Origin of the sequence: Streptococcus sp. CF4-3, assembly GCF_024295385.1 — a bacterium.
GTDB classification, from domain to species: Bacteria; Bacillota; Bacilli; order Lactobacillales; family Streptococcaceae; genus Streptococcus; species Streptococcus infantis_I.
Map to the genome: position 1 here is coordinate 55898 of NZ_JANCPN010000001.1, position 19733 is coordinate 75630.

Annotated in this window: 19 protein-coding genes and 1 pseudogene; 6 read left to right on the forward strand and 14 right to left on the reverse strand. The window is 39.7% G+C overall.

The features are described from left to right. The first annotated feature begins 71 nt into the window (after nucleotides 1-71). The 5 genes from NML75_RS00290 to NML75_RS00310 all read left to right on the forward strand — a co-directional run bounded on the left by NML75_RS00290 (nucleotide 72) and on the right by NML75_RS00310 (nucleotide 3855). Entirely contained in the window at nucleotides 72-515 is a 444-nt protein-coding gene (locus NML75_RS00290; RefSeq protein WP_201041728.1) for a hypothetical protein, read from the forward strand. A 278-nt stretch (nucleotides 516-793) separates the two neighbouring features. After that, nucleotides 794-1216: a hypothetical protein gene (locus tag NML75_RS00295; protein ID WP_201041727.1), complete on the forward strand. Its 423-nt coding sequence runs from the start codon at nucleotides 794-796 to the stop codon at nucleotides 1214-1216. 2 nt (nucleotides 1217-1218) lie between these two features. Further along, nucleotides 1219-2247 (forward strand): replication initiation factor domain-containing protein, encoded by a 1029-nt coding sequence (locus NML75_RS00300; protein WP_201041726.1) that lies wholly within the window; start codon nucleotides 1219-1221, stop codon nucleotides 2245-2247. Nucleotides 2248-2306: 59 nt separating this feature from the next. Continuing rightward, a complete protein-coding gene (locus NML75_RS00305; RefSeq protein WP_201041725.1) occupies nucleotides 2307-2567 on the forward strand; it encodes a helix-turn-helix transcriptional regulator in 261 nt (86 codons plus the stop codon). 70 nt (nucleotides 2568-2637) lie between these two features. After that, entirely contained in the window at nucleotides 2638-3855 is a 1218-nt protein-coding gene (locus tag NML75_RS00310; protein ID WP_201041724.1) for a tyrosine-type recombinase/integrase, read from the forward strand. Between the two features lie 110 nt (nucleotides 3856-3965). On the opposite strand, the gene rpsI is transcribed toward NML75_RS00310, so the two are convergent. From rpsI to pbp2b, 7 genes are all read right to left on the reverse strand, one after another. Continuing rightward, entirely contained in the window at nucleotides 3966-4358 is a 393-nt protein-coding gene (gene rpsI, locus NML75_RS00315; protein WP_000075969.1) for a 30S ribosomal protein S9, read from the reverse strand. An 18-nt stretch (nucleotides 4359-4376) separates the two neighbouring features. Then, the gene (rplM, locus tag NML75_RS00320) at nucleotides 4377-4823 is read right to left on the reverse strand and encodes a 50S ribosomal protein L13 (RefSeq protein WP_002876943.1); all 447 of its coding nucleotides are present in this window, start codon (nucleotides 4821-4823) and stop codon (nucleotides 4377-4379) included. A 158-nt stretch (nucleotides 4824-4981) separates the two neighbouring features. Continuing rightward, entirely contained in the window at nucleotides 4982-5689 is a 708-nt protein-coding gene (locus NML75_RS00325; RefSeq protein WP_254731104.1) for a YwaF family protein, read from the reverse strand. A 148-nt stretch (nucleotides 5690-5837) separates the two neighbouring features. After that, nucleotides 5838-7205: a UDP-N-acetylmuramoyl-tripeptide--D-alanyl-D-alanine ligase gene (locus NML75_RS00330; protein ID WP_254731106.1), complete on the reverse strand. Its 1368-nt coding sequence runs from the start codon at nucleotides 7203-7205 to the stop codon at nucleotides 5838-5840. Nucleotides 7206-7258: 53 nt separating this feature from the next. Beyond that, complete coding sequence (locus tag NML75_RS00335; RefSeq protein ID WP_254731109.1) at nucleotides 7259-8302, reverse strand: D-alanine--D-alanine ligase; 1044 nt, start codon at nucleotides 8300-8302, stop codon at nucleotides 7259-7261. A 165-nt stretch (nucleotides 8303-8467) separates the two neighbouring features. Beyond that, nucleotides 8468-9064: a recombination mediator RecR gene (gene recR, locus NML75_RS00340; protein ID WP_000966742.1), complete on the reverse strand. Its 597-nt coding sequence runs from the start codon at nucleotides 9062-9064 to the stop codon at nucleotides 8468-8470. Nucleotides 9065-9074: 10 nt separating this feature from the next. Further along, nucleotides 9075-11117, reverse strand: a complete 2043-nt coding sequence (gene pbp2b, locus NML75_RS00345; protein ID WP_302851142.1) for a penicillin-binding protein PBP2B — start codon at nucleotides 11115-11117, stop codon at nucleotides 9075-9077. A gap of 192 nt (nucleotides 11118-11309) precedes the next feature. Here pbp2b and NML75_RS00350 point away from each other — a divergent pair, with 192 nt between their 5' ends. Then, nucleotides 11310-12161 (forward strand): MurR/RpiR family transcriptional regulator, encoded by an 852-nt coding sequence (locus NML75_RS00350; protein ID WP_254731115.1) that lies wholly within the window; start codon nucleotides 11310-11312, stop codon nucleotides 12159-12161. Between the two features lie 87 nt (nucleotides 12162-12248). Here NML75_RS00350 and NML75_RS00355 read toward each other — a convergent pair. The 7 genes and pseudogenes from NML75_RS00355 to NML75_RS00385 all read right to left on the reverse strand — a co-directional run. Further along, nucleotides 12249-14369 (reverse strand): annotated as a pseudogene (locus NML75_RS00355) (alpha-L-fucosidase); the annotation flags it as partial. A gap of 194 nt (nucleotides 14370-14563) precedes the next feature. Continuing rightward, nucleotides 14564-15448 carry an ROK family protein gene (locus NML75_RS00360; protein WP_006149429.1) on the reverse strand — a complete coding sequence of 295 codons (885 nt, stop codon included), beginning with the start codon at nucleotides 15446-15448 and terminating at the stop codon, nucleotides 14564-14566. A 15-nt stretch (nucleotides 15449-15463) separates the two neighbouring features. Next, nucleotides 15464-16381: a dihydrodipicolinate synthase family protein gene (locus tag NML75_RS00365; protein WP_254731121.1), complete on the reverse strand. Its 918-nt coding sequence runs from the start codon at nucleotides 16379-16381 to the stop codon at nucleotides 15464-15466. Between the two features lie 163 nt (nucleotides 16382-16544). Next, entirely contained in the window at nucleotides 16545-17195 is a 651-nt protein-coding gene (locus NML75_RS00370) for a YesL family protein (RefSeq protein WP_254731124.1), read from the reverse strand. 19 nt (nucleotides 17196-17214) lie between these two features. Continuing rightward, nucleotides 17215-17667, reverse strand: a complete 453-nt coding sequence (locus tag NML75_RS00375; RefSeq protein WP_006155741.1) for a YhcH/YjgK/YiaL family protein — start codon at nucleotides 17665-17667, stop codon at nucleotides 17215-17217. A 200-nt stretch (nucleotides 17668-17867) separates the two neighbouring features. After that, complete coding sequence (locus tag NML75_RS00380; RefSeq protein WP_004250812.1) at nucleotides 17868-18707, reverse strand: carbohydrate ABC transporter permease; 840 nt, start codon at nucleotides 18705-18707, stop codon at nucleotides 17868-17870. 20 nt (nucleotides 18708-18727) lie between these two features. Beyond that, nucleotides 18728-19594 (reverse strand): carbohydrate ABC transporter permease, encoded by an 867-nt coding sequence (locus NML75_RS00385; protein ID WP_053092415.1) that lies wholly within the window; start codon nucleotides 19592-19594, stop codon nucleotides 18728-18730. Nucleotides 19595-19733: the final 139 nt, after the last annotated feature.

The following is a 19733-nucleotide window of genomic DNA, read 5'->3' on the forward strand; positions in this document are numbered from 1 at the left end:
ATATAATATAGATATAAATAGTAAAAATAAGTTTTAAATACATAAAATAAATTTAAGTTAAAGGAGAATACATGACTAATTACTTTGACTATCATCAAACAATAAAACAAGTTTCAGGTTTAAATTCAGTCTCTACGCTAAAAAAATGGCGTTTAAAGATTGAACGCTTAACAGGACATACCTTTGAAGAAAGCCGAGTACGAACAGGCAAACGTTCTTACAGTAAGGTTACTCTCTTTACTGATAGTGACATTGAGCAGTTGCAACAGATTGCCTATTTAAAAGGCAGTCTGGGACTAGAGAAAGCCATTCTCAAAGTCTATCCGCCAACCCGTGCCTCACCTGTTCCCTTGACTAAACAAGTACAGGGACTAGCTGTTCAAGTGTCTCAACTGAACAATCAGGTTGAGGGACTAACCAGAGATAATCAAGTTCTAACCTTGCGCCAAACCGCACTGGAAAAGCGCATAGAGGTCTTAGAACACCCTAAGAAGCGAACACTCTTTGGCAAGTGAGCACGGTACAGCACCAACGCTGTGGGCGAGTGGTCAACACGGTAGCCCACAAGGCGGTAGGGGCTCGAAACGGGCGAGACTTGCCATTAAAATAAGTGCCCCACTACTAATAGGGGGTACGAACGTACACGAAAGTAGGGCTAACCCCTTGAGACGTCTGGGGTTAAAGCCAATCAGTTGATGTTTTCGCTGAAATCCCTTGGGAGAGTAAGGTTCAAAGCTAATTCTGCGTACGTTTAGAAAAGATAACTACTTAAAAAAACACAAAGGAGAATACGATGACAAACTTAACACTAACTGACACAACACTTAAACTTGGCGAATTGAACCTTGATAAAAGTCAATTCATGCTTCCTAAAAAAGTAGTGGTACTTTCTGCTCGTATGAGTTATAAGTATCAAGAGATAAATGGCGAACAAGTCCGAACAGACGAACCATCCAAACTAGTTTGTAGCGTTCAAGATGCGGATAAAATCAAAGTGTTAAAAGAAATGAACATTGCCATTGAGGAACTCAAAGCGATTACGCTTGAAATTCATGACAACCTCGACAAAATTACAAAACTAGCAGAAAATGACGGGTTGCTTGATAAGACCGTTGAACTCGTCAATCCTCAAGTCCGTCTCATGTGGAACATGACTCGTAGTAACTGGTCTGGCGTAAAACTAGTGGCAAACGACCTTAAAATCTTTGGTAATTAAACATGGACAACAGCGTGAGGATTGACTACTTCGCTGTCACTGTTAAAGATGTTCCACCAGAGGAAGTTTTGGAAGAAATACTGCTCATTCCCCAAGATAAGTTTGCGCTTAATGCTTGGGGAATAAACAAGTATCAACGCCATTATGCTTGTTCAGACATCAAGGTTTACTTTAACCAAGTCTTAGATAACATGGGGGTCTATCTGGAACTTAAAGGAAAAGGTTGTCGTCAATATGAGGAATTTATGGCAGGTAACGTTAATAACTGGGTAGCTCTGGTCACACGCCTGTACCGCTATCAGGTCAACTTTACCCGAATAGATATAGCTAATGACATCTACGATAAAGCATTATCCGTTCAAACCCTCTATGCCTATTGTAAACGGGGCTTGTGTATCACGAGAGCACAATATATGGACTATCACGAGCGGTCAATTCTTGAAACGGGCGAACGAGTTGGTGAGACGGTCACCATAGGCGCACGAGGAAGTCAACAATGGTGTGTTTATAACAAACTCATGGAACAAAAAGGAAAAGGTAAAATCACTGATGAGACCCATTCTTGGGTCAGAGCAGAGCTACGTTGTTGGCAAGGCAAAGCTAATATCATTGCTCAACAAATATTCCTTAAAAAACCTTTAACAGCCATTTACTTTGAAGCTATCAACGGACACTACCGCTTTGTCAGACCTAATGACAAGGACACCAATAAGCGCAGAAGACAGCCGGTCAAATGGTGGCTTGATTACCTCCAGACGGAAACCAAAACACGCTTGAGTATTGAACGTACCAAGCCAACGCTTAGACAATCAGAACAATGGACGGAAAAACAGGTCTCAAAGACTTTAGCCAAACTCTATGTGGCTAAATATGAAGCAACCACACTTGAAAGAGCAGACCAATTTCTCCAAGACCTCTTAAAGTTGGGATTATCGAAATTTACTAACAGCGATGAAAAGGAGATTGACCAATATGTCCGTGAACACCAGAGCTCCGACACTTGGGGCATACAAAAAGACGACTTGCCGTAAACAAATCGCCTTAGAAATAATAACCGCTAACATTATATCATGAAAGGACAGAAAAGACTATGCAAGTGATTTTACCAGACGAACAAATCCATCAGTTACAACTGTTAATTAGCCAGCTTATAGAAAACGAAATAAAAAATAAATTGGATAGTAACAACATTGAAAGTCCCTTCTTGAACAAACAACAAACTTGTAAGTATCTAGGAATTGCCAATAATACGCTTGATTCTTGGATAAAAAAGGGATTACCAGTTATTCGCATTGGAAAAACTGTCCGCTTTGATAGAGCCGAACTTAATCACTGGTTACAAAATCAGTAGCATTCTAACCGTGGTCTGATATAATGAAGCCACGGTATTTTTCTAGCTCAATTCAAAAAAGGAGAATACTATGTCAATTACAAAAACTAAAAACGGAACTTATCGCTTACGTATCTATGTCCCAGAAGAAGTCAAATCCTCATTGGGAATTAATAAAAAAGTGATTGAAAAACGTTTCAAATTAAGGAGTGAGGCTAAAAAATACGAACTTGAATTACAAAACAAGATTGATAAAATTTTAAGCGGAGAATCAACCTCATTGGAAACAAATGGCTCAATCCTCTTTTCCGATTTTTATCACAATGTTTGGTGGGAATCCTATAAAGCAGGTCAAACAACATCTACCACAAAACCACCTTCACAAGCTACTATTGACGGTACCGAAATTGCCTTTAGAAAACATATCCTACCCTTGCTTGGTAATTATTCCATTGATTTTCTCAATCAAAATAAACAGGTTATCTTGAACCTTTTGACACAAAAGGCAGAAGAATATGCAAACTTTAAAGTCATTAGAAGTTACGTTAATTCTATTTTTGATTGGGCTGAGGAATTGGAATATATCGAAACTAATCGCCTCTCTAAAACAATTAGCCGTATTAAGGCAACTAAAAAAATTAAACTACAAGAGAGTAAAAATGATGAAGATTTATATCTGTCACAATCAGAACTTCAAGCATGGTTCACCGCTTTTGAAGAAGATTTAGAAAACGACAAGCTCCTATTCAAAGATTATGTGTTATTCTATACAACTTTTTTCTTAGGAGATAGGAAATCCGAAAGTTACGCTTTGCAATGGAAACACATTAACCTAAAGAAACAAGAAATTCAGTTAGTGAAAGCCTTGGACAAGTATAAAAATCCAAAATCAACTAAGGGAAATAAAAGGACAACTTTCCATATTCCTATTGAACTAACTGATTTACTCTGTGCTTGGAAAAAACAACAAAAATTGGAATTGGCAAAATTCAATATTATCCAATCTGATGAACAGTATGTTTTTACTTATATTGATACAAAAGGGAATGTTAATAGTCCCTTACACGCTGATTATCTTAATAATAAGATGAAGTCAGTCGAACGCCGTCATAAGGAACTAACACACGCTACACCTCATAAATTACGTCATACGGGTGCAACTCTTGCCAAACAATTTGGCACATCACTAGAGGACATTTCGGAAGCTTTAACGCATAGCGATACTCTCACAACTAAGACCTATGTCAACACTTCAAATGTCATACCAATGGCTGTTGGTGAAATTGCCTACCGTAACCTTAAAAAGTAATGGTGTGAATTTGGTGTGAAAAGTGGTGTGAATTTTGCTAAAAAAACATCAAAAAACACCCCATGGTGTGAACCATGAAGTGTTGATAAATGCTGTATTGTAGCCGTTTCTTAACGTTTAGAGAACTGGCTAGCTTTACGAGCTTTCTTAAGACCTGGTTTCTTACGCTCAACTTTACGTGAGTCACGTGTAAGAAGTCCTGCGCGTTTCAATGAATCGCGGAAGTCTGGGTCTACTTGAAGAAGGGCACGAGCGATACCGTGACGGATAGCTCCTGCTTGACCAGCGTAACCACCACCTACAACGTTAACGAAAACGTCGTATGAACCTACAGTTGAAGTAACTGCGAATGGTTGGTTGATTACAAGACGAAGGTCAGCGTGTGGGATGTACTCTTCAACATCTTTTTTGTTAACAGTGATTTTACCAGTTCCTGGAACAAGGCGAACGCGTGCAACAGCGTTTTTACGACGTCCAGTACCTGCATATTGTGCTTGTGACATACTTTATTGTTCCTTTCCTTAGATAAGTCCTGAAATATCAAGAACTTCTGGTTGTTGTGCAGCGTGAGTGTGCTCAGCTCCAACGAATACTTTCAATTTCATACCTTGAGCGCGGCCAAGAGTATTGTGTGGAAGCATACCTTTAACTGATTTCTCGATCAAACGAACTGCATTTTTAGAACGAAGTTCACCAGCAGAGATTGATTTCAATCCACCTGGGTGGTTTGAGTGAGTGTAGTAGATCTTATCAGTTGCTTTTTTACCAGTCAATTTAACTTTTTCAGCATTGATAACGATTACGAAGTCACCTGTATCAGTGTGTGGTGTGAATGTTGGTTTGTTTTTTCCGCGAAGTACGCTAGCAACAACTGCTGAAAGGCGTCCAAGAGGTACATCAGTTGCGTCAACAACGTACCATTTGCGTTCTACTTGGCCTGGTTTAGCCATGAATGTAGTTTTGTTCATGATTTCTCCTATATGAATGTCGTTTTTGTTTACAGGGCGGATGTTCCGGTCCGCAGGGTATTTGAAAGGTTCCGGGGCCTTACAAATGGGGTAAACAATACCGCCTACTATTGTATCAAAATTCTCAGATAAAAGTCAAGCGGTTGGGAAAATATTTTTTATTTCTGCCAGATTTTCAATCTTCTTTCTGCCTTCTCCTGAGTGATGACTTGAAAACCTTTAGAGAAGAGGAAAATAGCACAAGTCAAAAATAGAGTGACAATGATGTAATTAACCACAAGACCATGGTCTCCCACCAATGGTGGTTTTGTCATAAAACCGTAATCTCCACCCGTCAATAAATTGATTATAAAAATCAAACCATTGAGTAAAGAGGTCAGTATAAGAATACCTTTGAAATCCAAGAGACGAGCATTGTAGTTGTTTAAAAGATAAATCAAGGAATTTCCAAGAAGGGCTAGATGTCCGAAAATAAAGGACAGAATTACAATGTGCGGGAAAGAGTACGCGTCGGGGATTGGATAAACAAAGGCTGCAATCGTCCCGAAGGTTCCAAGCAAAGCAAAATATTGTTTGGTTTTTGAAACACCTGGAAGCAAGAGAACTACAAACATGGCTAATCGGCAATGATAAAAAGGCAAGCTTTCTGACAGCGGGAATTGATTGATCCAATACCAGCTGTAAAGCGAGATTAACTGTATTGCCTGTATAATCTGGAAGAATCGTTGACAAACCTTACTATCACGATAGCGATAAGCAAGATAAATTGTCAAAAACAGTAAGGCAAATGTGCTTGCGTACCAAGTAAATCCAAATTGGGGTGGCTCCGTCGGATGGGTGGTAAATAAAGCATCCCAAATATTCATATAACTTTCCTCATTTTCATATAAGCAGGCCTCTTACTTATCTCCATAGAGCCTAGCTTACATTTATTTCTTATAGTTTTGTGTTCAAAAGAAGCTGATCCTTCGAGACAAATTAACTCTTAAAAATTTTTCCTTAGATAGAAGACCATTAGTCTTCTTGCAAACTTTCTACTAGCTTAGCTAGGTTCATAGAGTTGGAACCTTTAAGTAGAATTTGGTCATTTGCACCAAGACTCTCCTTGACCTGCTTAAGCATGGCTTCAAACTGGTCTTCATCAGCTGTTTTCTTAAAGTAATAAACATGACCGATTGGGAACATTTGACTGGCTAATTGAGCTAGGTCAGCGATATCTTCACCGTAGAAAATAACGGTATCAAGTACATCAGGTGATAGGCTCAAAATCATTTGATTATGGAGTTGAACAGACTGGTCTCCAAGTTCTTTCATATCCGCCAGAACTGCGATTTTCTTACCACCTTCATTAGCTGGGATATCAGAGAAAGTTTCTAAAATCAACTTCATAGCAGTTGGGTTGGCATTGTAAACATCTGATAGGATATCTGCTCCATTGGTAGCTTTTTTCCACTCGGTACGATTTCGGGTCAACTCTAGATTTTGGAAGGCTTGACCAATCTGCTCCTCAGTCACTCCCTCTTGCAGGGCAACGTAAGAAGCAATCATAGCATTAGTCGCATTGTACTTACCTGTTACTGGCAAATCAAGGGATTTCTCCAAGAAATTAGGCTTGAAAGTCAAGCTATCCTTACGCTCAGTTAATTCTGTAATCTCGAGTTCTGCACCCGGACCAAAACGAACTACTTTTTGGTCAGCAGGTAGATAATCCTCTACAATGGGATCAGCTGGCGCCAAAAGCAAGCTACCGTTCCCCATTCCATCAGCAATCTGTAATTTACCTTTGGCAATCTCTGAACGATCTTTGAAAAAGGCTAAATGTGCCTCTCCGACCAGAGTCACAATAGCTGTTTTCGGATGAGCCAGTTCAGACAAAAGATGAATATCTCCCAAGTGATCCTGTCCCATCTCCAAGACCAACTTTTCAGTATCATCCGGCATATGGAGAACTGTATAAGGTAATCCAATCTCGTTATTGTAATTTCCTTGCGTTTTGTAGGTTTTGTAGCTTGTAGAAAGCAAATGAGCCAACATATCCTTGGTCGTTGTCTTCCCATTTGAACCTGTAACAGCAAAGACATCTACTCCTGTTTTTTGAAGGTAATAAGCTGCAAGAGCTTGAAAGGCTGTCAAAACATCCTCTACTAAAATGTAAGGATGACCCGCTACTTCCTTTTCTGACAGGGTTACAGCAGCGCAGTTTTCAAAAGCAGTCTCGATAAAGTCATGACCATCACGCGCCCCCTTGAGTGGCACAAATAGATCACCAGGTCCAATCAAACGACTATCAAACTCAGCCTTGACTAGCGCGCTGTCCGCATAGCTTGTCACATCATTTTTTGCACCGACAACACGCGCAACTTCGTGAATCGTAAGTTTCATGTTTACTCCTTTAAAAAGGGGCAGGGAGTCTTATCCCGCCCTTATAGCTATCTTTACAATAGGTGCGCTTCACGCTTATTAAAGCTTTCCTTAGCAAGCTCAACCAAACGCTCGATTAGTTCTGGATAGCTAATCCCCATATTGTCCCAGAGCAATGGATACATAGACCACTGGGTAAATCCTGGCATGGTGTTGAGCTCATTTAGGAAAACTTCTCCCTTATCTGTATAGAAGAAATCACAACGTGAGAGACCAAGCCCGCCAATAGCACGGAAGGCAGCTTCTGCATTTTTACGCATGACTGCTACTACATCATCATTAATCTTGGCTGGAATATCCATAGTAATCTTGTTATCGATGTATTTTGCTTCGTAGTCATAGAAAGCTACATCCTTGATAACTTCACCAGGTAGAGTGCTCTTGACATCATAGTTTCCTAAAAGTCCAACTTCGATTTCACGCGCAGTGACACCTTGCTCTACCAAGACACGGCTATCATATTTAAAGGCGAGTTCGAGAGCTTGATGGAGTTCCTCTTTATTTTCAGACTTAGAAATACCAACACTAGAACCCATATTAGATGGTTTAGTAAAGACTGGATACCTTAATTTTTCTTCAACTTCTGCGATCTTAGAGGCTAAGTCATCCCCTTCAACAATGGCTACGTAAGGAACTTGGGCAATCCCAGCAGACTCCAAAACACGTTTAGTCGTGATTTTGTCCATAGCAAGGCTTGAAGACAAGATGTTGCAACCGACATAAGGCATTTTCAAGACTTCTAGGAAACCTTGAACGGAACCGTCTTCTCCCATAGGTCCATGAAGAACTGGAAAAACAACTGCGCCTTCTTCGTAGATAGCACTTGGAGCAATTTTCTTGTCCCAATCAATCGTTTCATTGGTCATGAGACGTTCATCTTGGCCAGGAGTTTGGGTAAATTCTTGGGTTTTGATGAAATCACCAGACTGGCTGATAAAGAAAGTTTTGACTTCAAAACGGTCATAGTTAACCGCACGCATGACACTCTCAGCTGACAATACAGACACTTCACGCTCTGCACTTCGTCCACCATATAATAGAATAATTGTTTGTTTCATATGATTGTCCTATTTCTACTAGAATACTCGCTTTTTAGTATATCACATTTGTTTATTTTTTTAAACTTGAATAGTACAAAAGAGACTGGATTAAAAATAAATCCAGTCTCTTGATTTTTTGAAATCTTATCTGCTAGCTAATTGCCTGTTCTATATTCTTACAGACTAAAGTTCTGTACGATTTTCAATAGCTCTTAGGAGCGTTACTTCATCTGCATATTCGATATCAGCTCCGACTGCTAGACCTCGTGCTAGACGAGTAACCTTAATCCCTGCAGGTTTGAGAAGCCGAGAGAGATACATGGAGGTCGCTTCCCCATCAGCTGTTGCATTGGTAGCTACGATGACCTCTGAAACCTCACTGTCCATCAGACGAGTCATAAGACTCTTAAGGTTGATATCATCCGGACTAATTCCATTCATGGGTGAAATCAACCCATGCAAAACATGGTATAACCCATGATATTCCTGAATATTTTCCATAGCAGCTACATCTCGACTATCCTCTAGGACGAGGATAGTTGTTTGGTCCCGACTTGGATCTGTGCAGATAGAACAGGGATCTTCATCGGTTAAACGTCCACAGATAGAACAATAGGTCAACTCTCTTTTAGCTGAAAGGAGATTTTTAGCAAATTCGTTGACGTCATCATCCGGCATTCCAATAGTATAAAAGGCTAGACGGGTTGCTGTCTTAATCCCAATACCAGGAAGTTTGGAATAACTGTCAATCAACTTAGCAATAGGTGTTGGATAAAGCATGGCTTCCTTTCTAATTCATTGGATGGTGTTGGTTATATAAATTGATAATGTCGCGAGCAATTGCTGGCCCAACATTTTTGGTTAAATTGGTATTATGAGGAAAGACTACTGCAACTGCAATTTGAGGATTTTCTGTTGGAGCATAGGCCACGGCATTGGTATTATTAGCTTCTTGACCACCAGCTACATAGCTTTCAGCTGTACCGGTCTTACCACTGATAGAAACAGTGGCGCCATCTGAAAACGCCCGTCCTGTCGTAAGGGGACTAGTTCCATGCGATACTTGGTAAAATCCTTGGTGCAAGATTGCCATATCTGATTCAGAAATATTGACCTTGTTGATTTCCTTGGTATCTATTGCTTGGATTAATTCCCCAAGGCCACCCTTATCATTGTTGTCGTAGACTCCTTCCACGATATGAGGAGCTAAGCGGACACCATTATTGGCAATGGTTGCAACGTACTGAGCTAACTGCATCGGTGTATAGTTATCAAACTGACCAAATGCATTGTACAGATAATTAGCTAAATCAAATTCTTTAGGGATAAATCCTGTTGATTCCTCGGGCAAGTCAATACCTGTAGAAGCACCCAAACCATACTCACTAAAAGTCGCGCGTAGTTTTCCCATGGCAGACTCAAGTTGGTTGGTTTTGACTGTCATATTTGGTTGATAGGTCTGACCCATCATTCCTAGCGCAGTTTGAACCATGTAGGCATTAGATGAATATTCTAGAGCCTCAACGGCTGTAACCGGAAAGGAACCGTAATAAGGGGTATACCAGGAATTGATAGGGGCAGAACCTTGGAAGACGATTGGTTGGTCTGTCAAGGTTTGGTTGCCTGACAAGACTCCATTTTCCCAACCAGAACTGATGGTTGCCGCCTTAACGACAGACCCTGGTACAAAAACATTGGTCACTGTTCCTAGTGAGTCTGGTGTCAAGTCTCCTGTTTCTAGATTGTGTTTAATTCCTGACATTGCCAATACAGCACCTGTCTTAGGATTAAGGGCTACTGCATAAACACCTTCTGAGTATTTAGCACCACCATTTGCAAGTTCAGAATTAAAATAACTCTTTAAGAGGCTGTCTACGCTATCTTGGAAGGCCAAATCAATGGTTAATTTGATGTTTTTTCCCTTGCTACCTTCTTCTATATTCTCTACGCTCTCCATGTCTCCATGCTTGTCCAAATGGATTTCCTTGACGGTCCGTTTCCCTTGCAAGACTTCTTCGTATTGTTTTTCAAGATAGGAAGTCCCGACGCGATCATTGAGCGAATAACCTTTTTTCAAATAAGCGTCTACTTCTTCTGCTGGAAGACCTGATTTTTCACTAGAAACAGTTCCGACAATAGATGAAAGAGAAGTTTCTAAGACCTTTCGATCCCATGAGGTAGAGATAGAAATACCTGGCAATTCCTTTGAAGCAGAAGCAATTACAGCTACCTGTGTATCACTCAAAGGATCTGTTTGAATATTCCCGGTTGCAAAATTACCAACTGCATTGAGCTGGTTAAAGAGGTAGATAACCTTCTTTTCATCCTCTGAATAGTTCAGTTGATCAGAAGTGATACTCTCAGCAGCATTGTTATAAAGTTGAGCTTCGGACAGCTGATTGCCATCAGAATCAAAACGTTTATCCTTAGGAAGAGCTTCAACTGTTTTCTTATAAGCTTCGGCATCCGCCAAGTAGTAGTCTGCCATTTGTCGGTCCGTCAACTCTGGAGAAGTGACTGTGACATAAGTCAACAATTTTTTAGAAATATCCTTCAAATCAGCCGCAGTCATCTTGTTACTTCGTGTGAATGAAACAACTTGTTTAACGGTGTTTTGGACTAAAGGTTTTCCTGTTGCATCATAAATTTCTCCACGAGCGGAACCCATGGTTACTCGAGTTTGGCTAGCAGAAGCTAGTTTATTTTCATAAAAATCCTTATGAAGAACTTGCATATAAAGCAAACGGCCAATAATTGTTAAAAAAAGCAAAATGACGATTGCAAATAACAAATTAAGCCGTATCGGTATCGAGTGGCTATTGAATTTTCTCATACACATCAATCTCATTTCTAATCAAAATCACACTCTTCATTGTACCATAATTTAATCAGAAAATTATGGTAAAAGAAAAGACTTTTCCTTTTTGGCCCAAAAATTATTTTCTATGATATAATGGAAGTGTGCACTATTTTATTTGTTAGATTTATCAAATAAATTCAGGCAAATAGCTGTCAAAGGAGTCCCATGAATAAGCAAGATATTTCTACAATCATTGAGCTTCACTTTGAAGAAATGACCGATTTAGAGCAAGAAATTGCCCGCTATTTTCTGCAGGCAGATACCATAAATGATGACTTATCCTCTCAACAAGTCACGCAAAAACTTCATATTTCCCAGGCGGCGCTCACTCGTTTTGCCAAGAAGTGTGGTTTTAAGGGCTATCGAGAATTCATCTTCAAATATCAACAACAAAAAGACACTCTTTCTGCTCCTCAACAGGATATGAATCCTTTGACTCAGAGAGTTCTCAGAAGTTATGCAAATGTGCGAGATTTTTCTCAAGGATTGATTGACGATGAGCAGTTGGAACGTGTAGCTCAGATGATTGAGCAATCCGAACGAGTGTATTTTTTCGGAACTGGGAGTTCTGGTCTAGTCGCACGTGAGATGAAGCTACGTTTTATGAGATTGGGTGTCGTCTGTGAAGCCTTAACAGATCCAGACGGTTTTGCCTGGACGACTAGTATCATTGATGAAAAATGTTTGGTCTTTGGTTTTTCCCTCTCAGGAACAACACCGTCCATCATCGATAGCCTATTAGATGCCCAGGACATGGGAGCTAAGACGGTTCTATTTACAAGTTCACCGAATAAGGATACTCAAGCCTTTACAGAAACTATTTTAGTCGCAGGTCAAAACCAAGCCTCTTATATCCAACGAATTTCTGCTCAGATTCCAATGCTGATTATCATTGATTTACTCTACGCTTATTTCCTAGAGATTGATCGTGAAAGTAAAGAAAAAATCTTTAATAGCTATTGGGAGAATAATAGACTGAATGGTTATCGTAGAAATCACAGAAAGGGAAAATCCTAAATTGATAAAATCAATTTAGGATTTTTTATCATTCAAAATTTTTTGCATAAAATCTCGATAGACATTTATCTATACTCGCTAATTTTTCTAAAATAATTCAGCTTTCATCACTCGAATCGTAGCTTCTGAAGCAAAACCAAGAAGGGAATTGTCAGAAACGCTAGTCATTTTCACTTTGAAGTCAAAGATTGAATCAGCTTGCTCTGTAAAGTCGATCGTTGGAATCGTGATTGTTTTCTCAGTTTCACCATCTTGGAAGGTTAAGTCAGCTGTTGTGTCCTTGTACACTTTACCATGAACCCCTGTTCCTGGCTCTGTTACAACATGGACTGTTGCTGCTCCTTTGCTACCACCAACACGTTTAATCGTTACAGTAACCGGTTGACCTTTTTGAACTTCATAGGTCGTTTCTTTCATCTCAAACATACCTTTACCAGCATTGTTGAGCGTGTAGATACCTTCCGTTGCAATAGCTTTACCAGTTTTGTTAACGAGTTTGATGGTATGTTCACCTGGAGCCAAGTCTTCAGTTTCATAAACCATCTGGCTACGTTTACGAGCTGCATTATTCGTTTGTACGTCTGCAACCTTTTGACCATCCACGTAAACGGACATTTCACCGTGGTTTGGATCAACTGTAGACACTACATATGCTTTTGTTCCAGCGAAACGGTAGGTTACGCTAGCATCTTTTTGGTTAGTCCACATAGATGTTCCGCGGACGCCTTCAGATTCATCATACCAAGTTGTATTCTCTTTATCAGCAGTTGTATTTGAATGGTAATCTAGTCCTAGAGGGTAACCATCTGTCTTCTCGATACTGCTTGGTGTCTTATAAACAGAGAAGTTTGTCAAGATTGGAGTCGCTTGTGCACCAGTAATAGTTACACGAATCTTTTGTGCCTCTACTGGTTGACCTTGGATAAGACGACGATAACCAACAGTTGACCCTTCACCATATGGAACCCAACGACCATTGAGTTCAACTTCAACCTTGAAGCCAGAGATACGTTGACCCTTAGCGATATCTTCTTTGAGTTCGACTACGTCAAAGCGTCTCTTTTGTCCAAGATCGACAGTAAATTCACCTGTCTTAGCATCATTTGCTAGTGCCCAGCTCGTATCATCCTTACCATCTGTCAAATGACTTGCTTGATACAAGTGATTCTTACGAGTAGAGCTTGCAGTTACAGTTGCTCCCTTAGCGAAGTCAGTCGCATACATTTGATCCAAGGTTGCTCGGAATTCTTTCAAGCGAGCCACATCTGCTTCTGCGAATTTACCTTCTTTATTAGGTGGAATATTGAGGAGAAGTGGCGTTCCACGACCAACAGACTTGAAGTAGATATCCATCAAATCTTTGATTGATTTTGGCTGTTGATTGTCATGGTAGAACCAACCTGATCGGATAGAAACGTCTGCTTCACCAACTGAGTACATATCTCCTTCTGGATCTCCATGGTTGAGATATTCATTCTTCACATCATCAGTGATTTTAGCTTTCTTGACCTTATGCCAAACTGGATCTCCGGCGATACCACGTTCATTACCGATCCAACGGACACTTGTTGGTTGAGCAGAGAAGATGGCGATGTCTCCTTCAGCTTCCTTGATGTACTTGAACCACTCATCAAAGGCATAAGTTACTTTTTGAGCTCCGCTACCACGCGCACCGTCCATCCAAACTTCGATAAACTTACCATTGTTTCCGTATTTAGGATTTCCAAGGATTTCCTTGAGTTGGTTGAGGTAGTATTCGTTGTACTCTTTCTCAGTTGCAACATGATATTTAGGATGGTTGGCATCCCATGGTGATAGGTAAACACCCATATTCATGTCATACTTAGTCGCTGATTTAGAGATTTCTTCGAGAAGGTCACCCTTACCATCTTTCCATGGACTTGCAGCCACCGTATGGTCTGTATATTTAGATGGATAAATCACAAATCCGTCATGGTGTTTTACAACCATGATTGTTCGTTTGAATCCAGCATCCTTCAAAGTCTTAATCCACTGATCTGTATCAAGATTTGTTGGATTGAAGTACTGAGGATTTTCTCTACCATTTCCCCACTCAGAGTTGGTATAAGTATTCATACCATAGTGGATGAAGGCAGCCAATTCTTCCTTGTGGTAGTCCAATTGAGCCTTGCTTGGAAGTGGACCGTAAGCAGCAATTTCTGTTTCTTGATCCTCAGGGGAGCTTACTTTACTGTTATATTTTTCTTGTTGATTATAGGTCAATGATTGCTCTCCTTTAGTCCATATCTATTGGTGTTACTGATATATATTTGAATTAACTTAAATATACTATATCGAAGTCAAAAATGCAAGATACCTTGCCAGCAGTAAGCAAGTTAGTATTTGCCTTTATTTAAAAATCCTAAATTGGCAAGGCCAATTTAGGATTGTTTTGTTTTGAAATGATAATAAGCACCGAGCATGCCAGCAGTATTCTGATGGTGGGCAAATTCAAGTCGAGTCTTGTCTGCTAAGCTTGGAACAAGCGAATCTTTCAAAGCCTTACGGATTTTTGGTTTCAAAATTGCTTCTTGCCCCATGATCCCACCACCAAGGATGACAACTTCTGGATTGGCAACATAACAAATATTTGCGAGACCCTTACCAAGGTAATCCACCATACGGTCAATCCCCTCCATACAGAGTTTATTGCCTTCGGTAGCTTCTTTGAAAATTCTGCGACCGTTCCACTGTTCCACTTCATCTCCATGTGCATCAGCCACATACTTAACAAGAGCTGTCGTAGACGCTAAATCCTGGAAAGCTCCATCCTGCATATGTAGATAACCAACCTCACAGGCAGAATTACTAAAGCCATGAAAAACTTGGCCATCTATGATCAAGCAACCACCGATACCAGTCCCAATCGTCAAGCAAAGGGTAATATTTGCACCCTTTCCTGAACCAGAGACAGCTTCAGCAAGCCCTGCACAGTTAACATCATTTTCAATTTCACAAGGAATGTTAAAGCTTTCTTCAATTTCCTTTTTAAATTGGGTTCCGGCATAATTTGGAATCTGTGGACCAGCGTAGAAAATCTCACCCTTATCAGGATCGACCATTCCCGCCGAGGAAATGGCTACACCTGACACTGGTCCTTTTTCTAGATAGCTAGCTACGATATCTTTTGTTTTCTGTAAGATGTGTGGACCACCCTTGTGAGCCTCAGTCGCTACTTCGTTAGTCTCTACAAGTTGTCCCTCTTGGTCAATTAAACCGTATTTGATATTAGTTCCACCAATATCAATTGCAACGTAATTAGTCATAAAGCCTCCTATTGATTAGAGGAAACGCTCCTTAGTTTCACGAATCAATTGAGCAGCTGCTTCTACAACTGGACGATCTTCTTCGGTCACTGGTGTAAGTGGAGAACGAACTGATCCGATGTTAAGTCCTTCATTGATTTTCAAGACTTCTTTAATGACACAGTACATATTACCATGGGCTGCAGTCAATTTGTCGATGATAGCGTTGATAGCGTATTGCAATTCACGCGCTGTTTCTAAGTCTTTATCCGCAATCAATTGGTTGAGTTTCAAGAAGAGTTCTGGCATAGCACCATAAGTACCACCGATACCAGCTTTTGCTCCCATGAGACGTCCGCCTAGGAATTGTTCGTCTGGACCGTTAAAGACGATATGGTCATCGCCACCAAGGCTAACGAATGTTTGGATATCTTGAACTGGCATTGAAGAATTTTTAACACCAATGACACGTGGGTTTTTCAACATTTCTGTGTAAAGACTTGGAGTCAAAGCAACACCTGCCAATTGAGGAATGTTGTAGATAACATAGTCTGTATTTGGTGCTGCAGCACTGATGTCGTTCCAGTATTTAGCAACTGAGTACTCAGGCAAACGGAAGTAAATTGGTGGGATTGTTGCAATAGCATCAACACCCAAGCTTTCTGCATGACGAGCCAATTCAATACTATCTTTTGTATTGTTGCAAGCTACGTGAGCAATGATGGTCAATTTACCTTTAGCAACTGCCATAACTTCTTCCAAGATCAATTTACGGTCTTCTACACTTTGGTAGATACACTCACCTGAAGAACCATTAACGTAAAGTCCTTGAACACCTTTATCAATAAAGTATTGTACCAAGGCACGAGTACGTTCTGGGCTAACTTCACCCGCATCATCATAACATGCGTAGAAGGCAGGAATGACACCTTCATATTTTTTTAAATCTGACATAGATTTCTCCTAAGATTTCTTTTTTCTGCTTTGAGCAGATGATTTTTTACTATTTTAGTATACACCTTGTAAAAAGCGCTTTCAATACATCTCAGCCACTTAGATTTTAATTTCTATTCATCTCCCATAGCTTTTCTTGTTTGAAAGTAGTTTCATGTCGTTTTCAATCTGCCTGATATTTAGCAAACAATTTTTCCATTAATCCAGCTTGGCAAAAGGCAAGAAGACCAAAGCCAAAGAGTAGAAATGCTGAACCACCAAGCACTAGAGTAAAGCCTGATAGATAAAGAAGCATAATGATTAACAAAATAATTGCAAGCATCAAGAAGAACCATACGAAGTTAAAGCTGACCAAAAGCAAGCCCTTTTGAAGAACTTCTTTCCAAGTTAATTCATAGCGTGCAGCAATTGGATAGCTAGCCAACATAACTAAGGTTAAAAATATCAGAATTCCCAAGCAAATAGCTTTAATGAGCTGAAAGGCAACACCAGTTTGACTCCAAAATAGTGATAAGTCAACCACACTGATTAAAAAGATTCCTAATTCCAGCAAACCTAACTGAAAACCTAATTTCAAATTTTGCTTAAAGGCTCTAATATAGATTTTGAAAACAGGAATACGACGGCTGCGCTTCACTTCAAAGATTGTCTGATAGAGACTGATTTTAGCTACTCCAATAGTCACAATAGGCAAACAAGACACAACAAAGAGTAGGTTAACCGTCACGATATCTAAAACTTTCTCGCAAAAACGCATCAGAAAGTTATCCGTATCGAATGCCGCTTTTATCAATTCAGATCCTTTATGTGCCATTGTTTCTCCTCCTAACTGACTAATCGATTAAAATTTTAAATAAATATTTGCGAACTTTATCTTCCATACCTGCATAACCGTTAGGCTGATGAGGTTCTCCTGGGAAGAAAACTGCAAAATTGTGATATCCTAACAAGAGTGGGTATTGTTCGTGACAATGAACAAAACCAATATCGCTAGCTTCATCAAAGGCTACAGCCTCATCTTTGATGCGAGAACCGTAGCTAGAATACTCATGTCCTTCAACTAACAAATGTAAGTCTGCATAGTTTTTATGATGCTCAAAGCGATCATTTTCTTCTTTATTGAGAACATTTTCCTGTACAACTAAGAAGACCTTATCTCCATCAATATCGTATTTACCCAATTCAAAAGTATCTTTACGATGCTCATAGAGATAATCAATAGCCTTATCCAGATTTGGGTGAATTCCCTTGTAAAAGCTAATGTTTTTTAAATCATCAAAAATCATAGTAATTTCCTTTACCTGATTGTTATCTTTAGACACAAAATGTCTAGCCAGTAAGTTTATAAGTGTCTAACAAAACTTCATGAAGTAACCAACTCCTCTCCATTTTGTAGACACTTATATATCCTGTATTCTCTTAGTCTATCAACTATACTTCTGTATACTGATAAACAGATTGTACTATATTCAATTTTCGCAGAGTATTAACCTTTAACGGCTCCCATAGTAATACCTTGAGTGAAGGATTTTTGGAAGACAAGGAAGACTGTTACGATTGGCACAGCTGCAAGAGCAGCCCCTGCCATGATCAAACCGTAGTTAGTTGCCATCTCAGCCTGCATAGTCGCAACCCCGAGTGAGATGGTCAAGTTGTTACGAGATGTCAACATAACCAACTGCATGAAGTAGTCATTCCATGTATTGATGAAGGTAAAGATTGCAAGAGCTGCAAATCCTGGTTTCACGATTGGGAAGGCTACGCTCCAGAAAGTACGAATCTCACCACACCCATCAATCTTAGCAGATTCGAGCAATTCTGTTGGAATGTTTTCACTGAACTGTTTCATGAGGAAGACCCCAAACGGCCATCCGATTAAAGGCAAGATAACCGCCCAAAGAGTGTCATGGATTCCCATGAAGTTGACGATACGTACCAATGGTACAAGGACAACTTGTTTTGGAAGAGCCATGGCAGCGATAAAGATAGCGAAGAGAATGCGTTGTCCATAGAAACGTTTCTTAGCCAATACATAACCTGCTAGGGAAGAAGTCGCACAAACCAAGAACATAGTTACCAATGAAATGAAGACTGAGTTCCACATCCATTGCAAGGCTGGGTTTTGCACCATCAATTGTTGGAAGTTCTCCATTGTTGGAGCTTTAGGGAACCATTGTGGTGGAATCATAATGGTATCCGGTTGTGATTTGAATGCACCTGTCAAAATCCAGTAGAATGGAAAGATAAACAGTACAGTCAATAAAAGCAAGAAGATGGTTGAAATAACAGTGAAGGCTGTTAAAGGTTTCTTTTGTGTAGATTGCATAGCTGTCTCCTTTCTATTAATTAATATTCTACGTCGTTTCCGAGTACTTTAAATTGAACAAAGCTGACAATTGCGATCATAACTGCCAAGAATACACCAATAGTATTGGCATAACCATACTCAGTCAATTGGAAGGCTTTCTCGTATAGGTAGTACATAAGTGTACTTGTTGAGTAGTTTGGACCACCTGAAGTCAAAAGCTGAATCAAAGCGAAACACTGGAATGAGTTGATTGTTGTAATGATTGCGATATAAAGAGTTGTTGGAAGGAGGCTTGGCCATTTAATCTTCCAGAAAACTTGTAACTCAGTTGCTCCGTCGACACGCGCCGCTTCAACAAGAGAGTTATCAATATTACCCATTGCAGCGATGTAGAGGATGATTGGTTGACCAACTGATGTTGTCAAAAGAATAATCATAATCGCCATCAAAGCCCAGTTTTTATCACCCAACCAAGAAATGTTTTGGCTAATGATATGGCTTGACTTAAGCACGAAATTCAAAATACCTGATAGAGGATCATAAATCCATTTCCATACAACCGTTACGGCAACACTACCTGTTACAACAGGAAGGAAGAATACGAAACGATAGAAGGATCTAGCAACTGCATTTTGTTGGTAAGTTTGTGATGCCACAAATAGTGAGAAGAGTACAACGACTGGTACAGATCCGATAACTAAGATTACGGTATTAATCAAAGATTTTGTAAAGACAGGATCTTTAAACATGCGGATGTAGTTGTCAAGTCCCACAAACTCAAAGCTAGTCATCGAGTAGTTAAAGAAACTAGTGATGAATCCCATGATCATTGGAGCTAGGACAAAGACGGTAAAGAAGATTAATACTGGTGCTAAGAAAGCATAAGAAACAATTGTTTCTCTCATGCGAATTTTATTGACTTTCACAGTCGGCACCTCACTTTCAAATAGTTTTTGTTTTTTTGATTGTTGTCTGACATTGATGTAAAATCAAAATGAAATTTTTTCCAAGAAAAGCCTATGTAAGAACTTCATTTTAATTTTG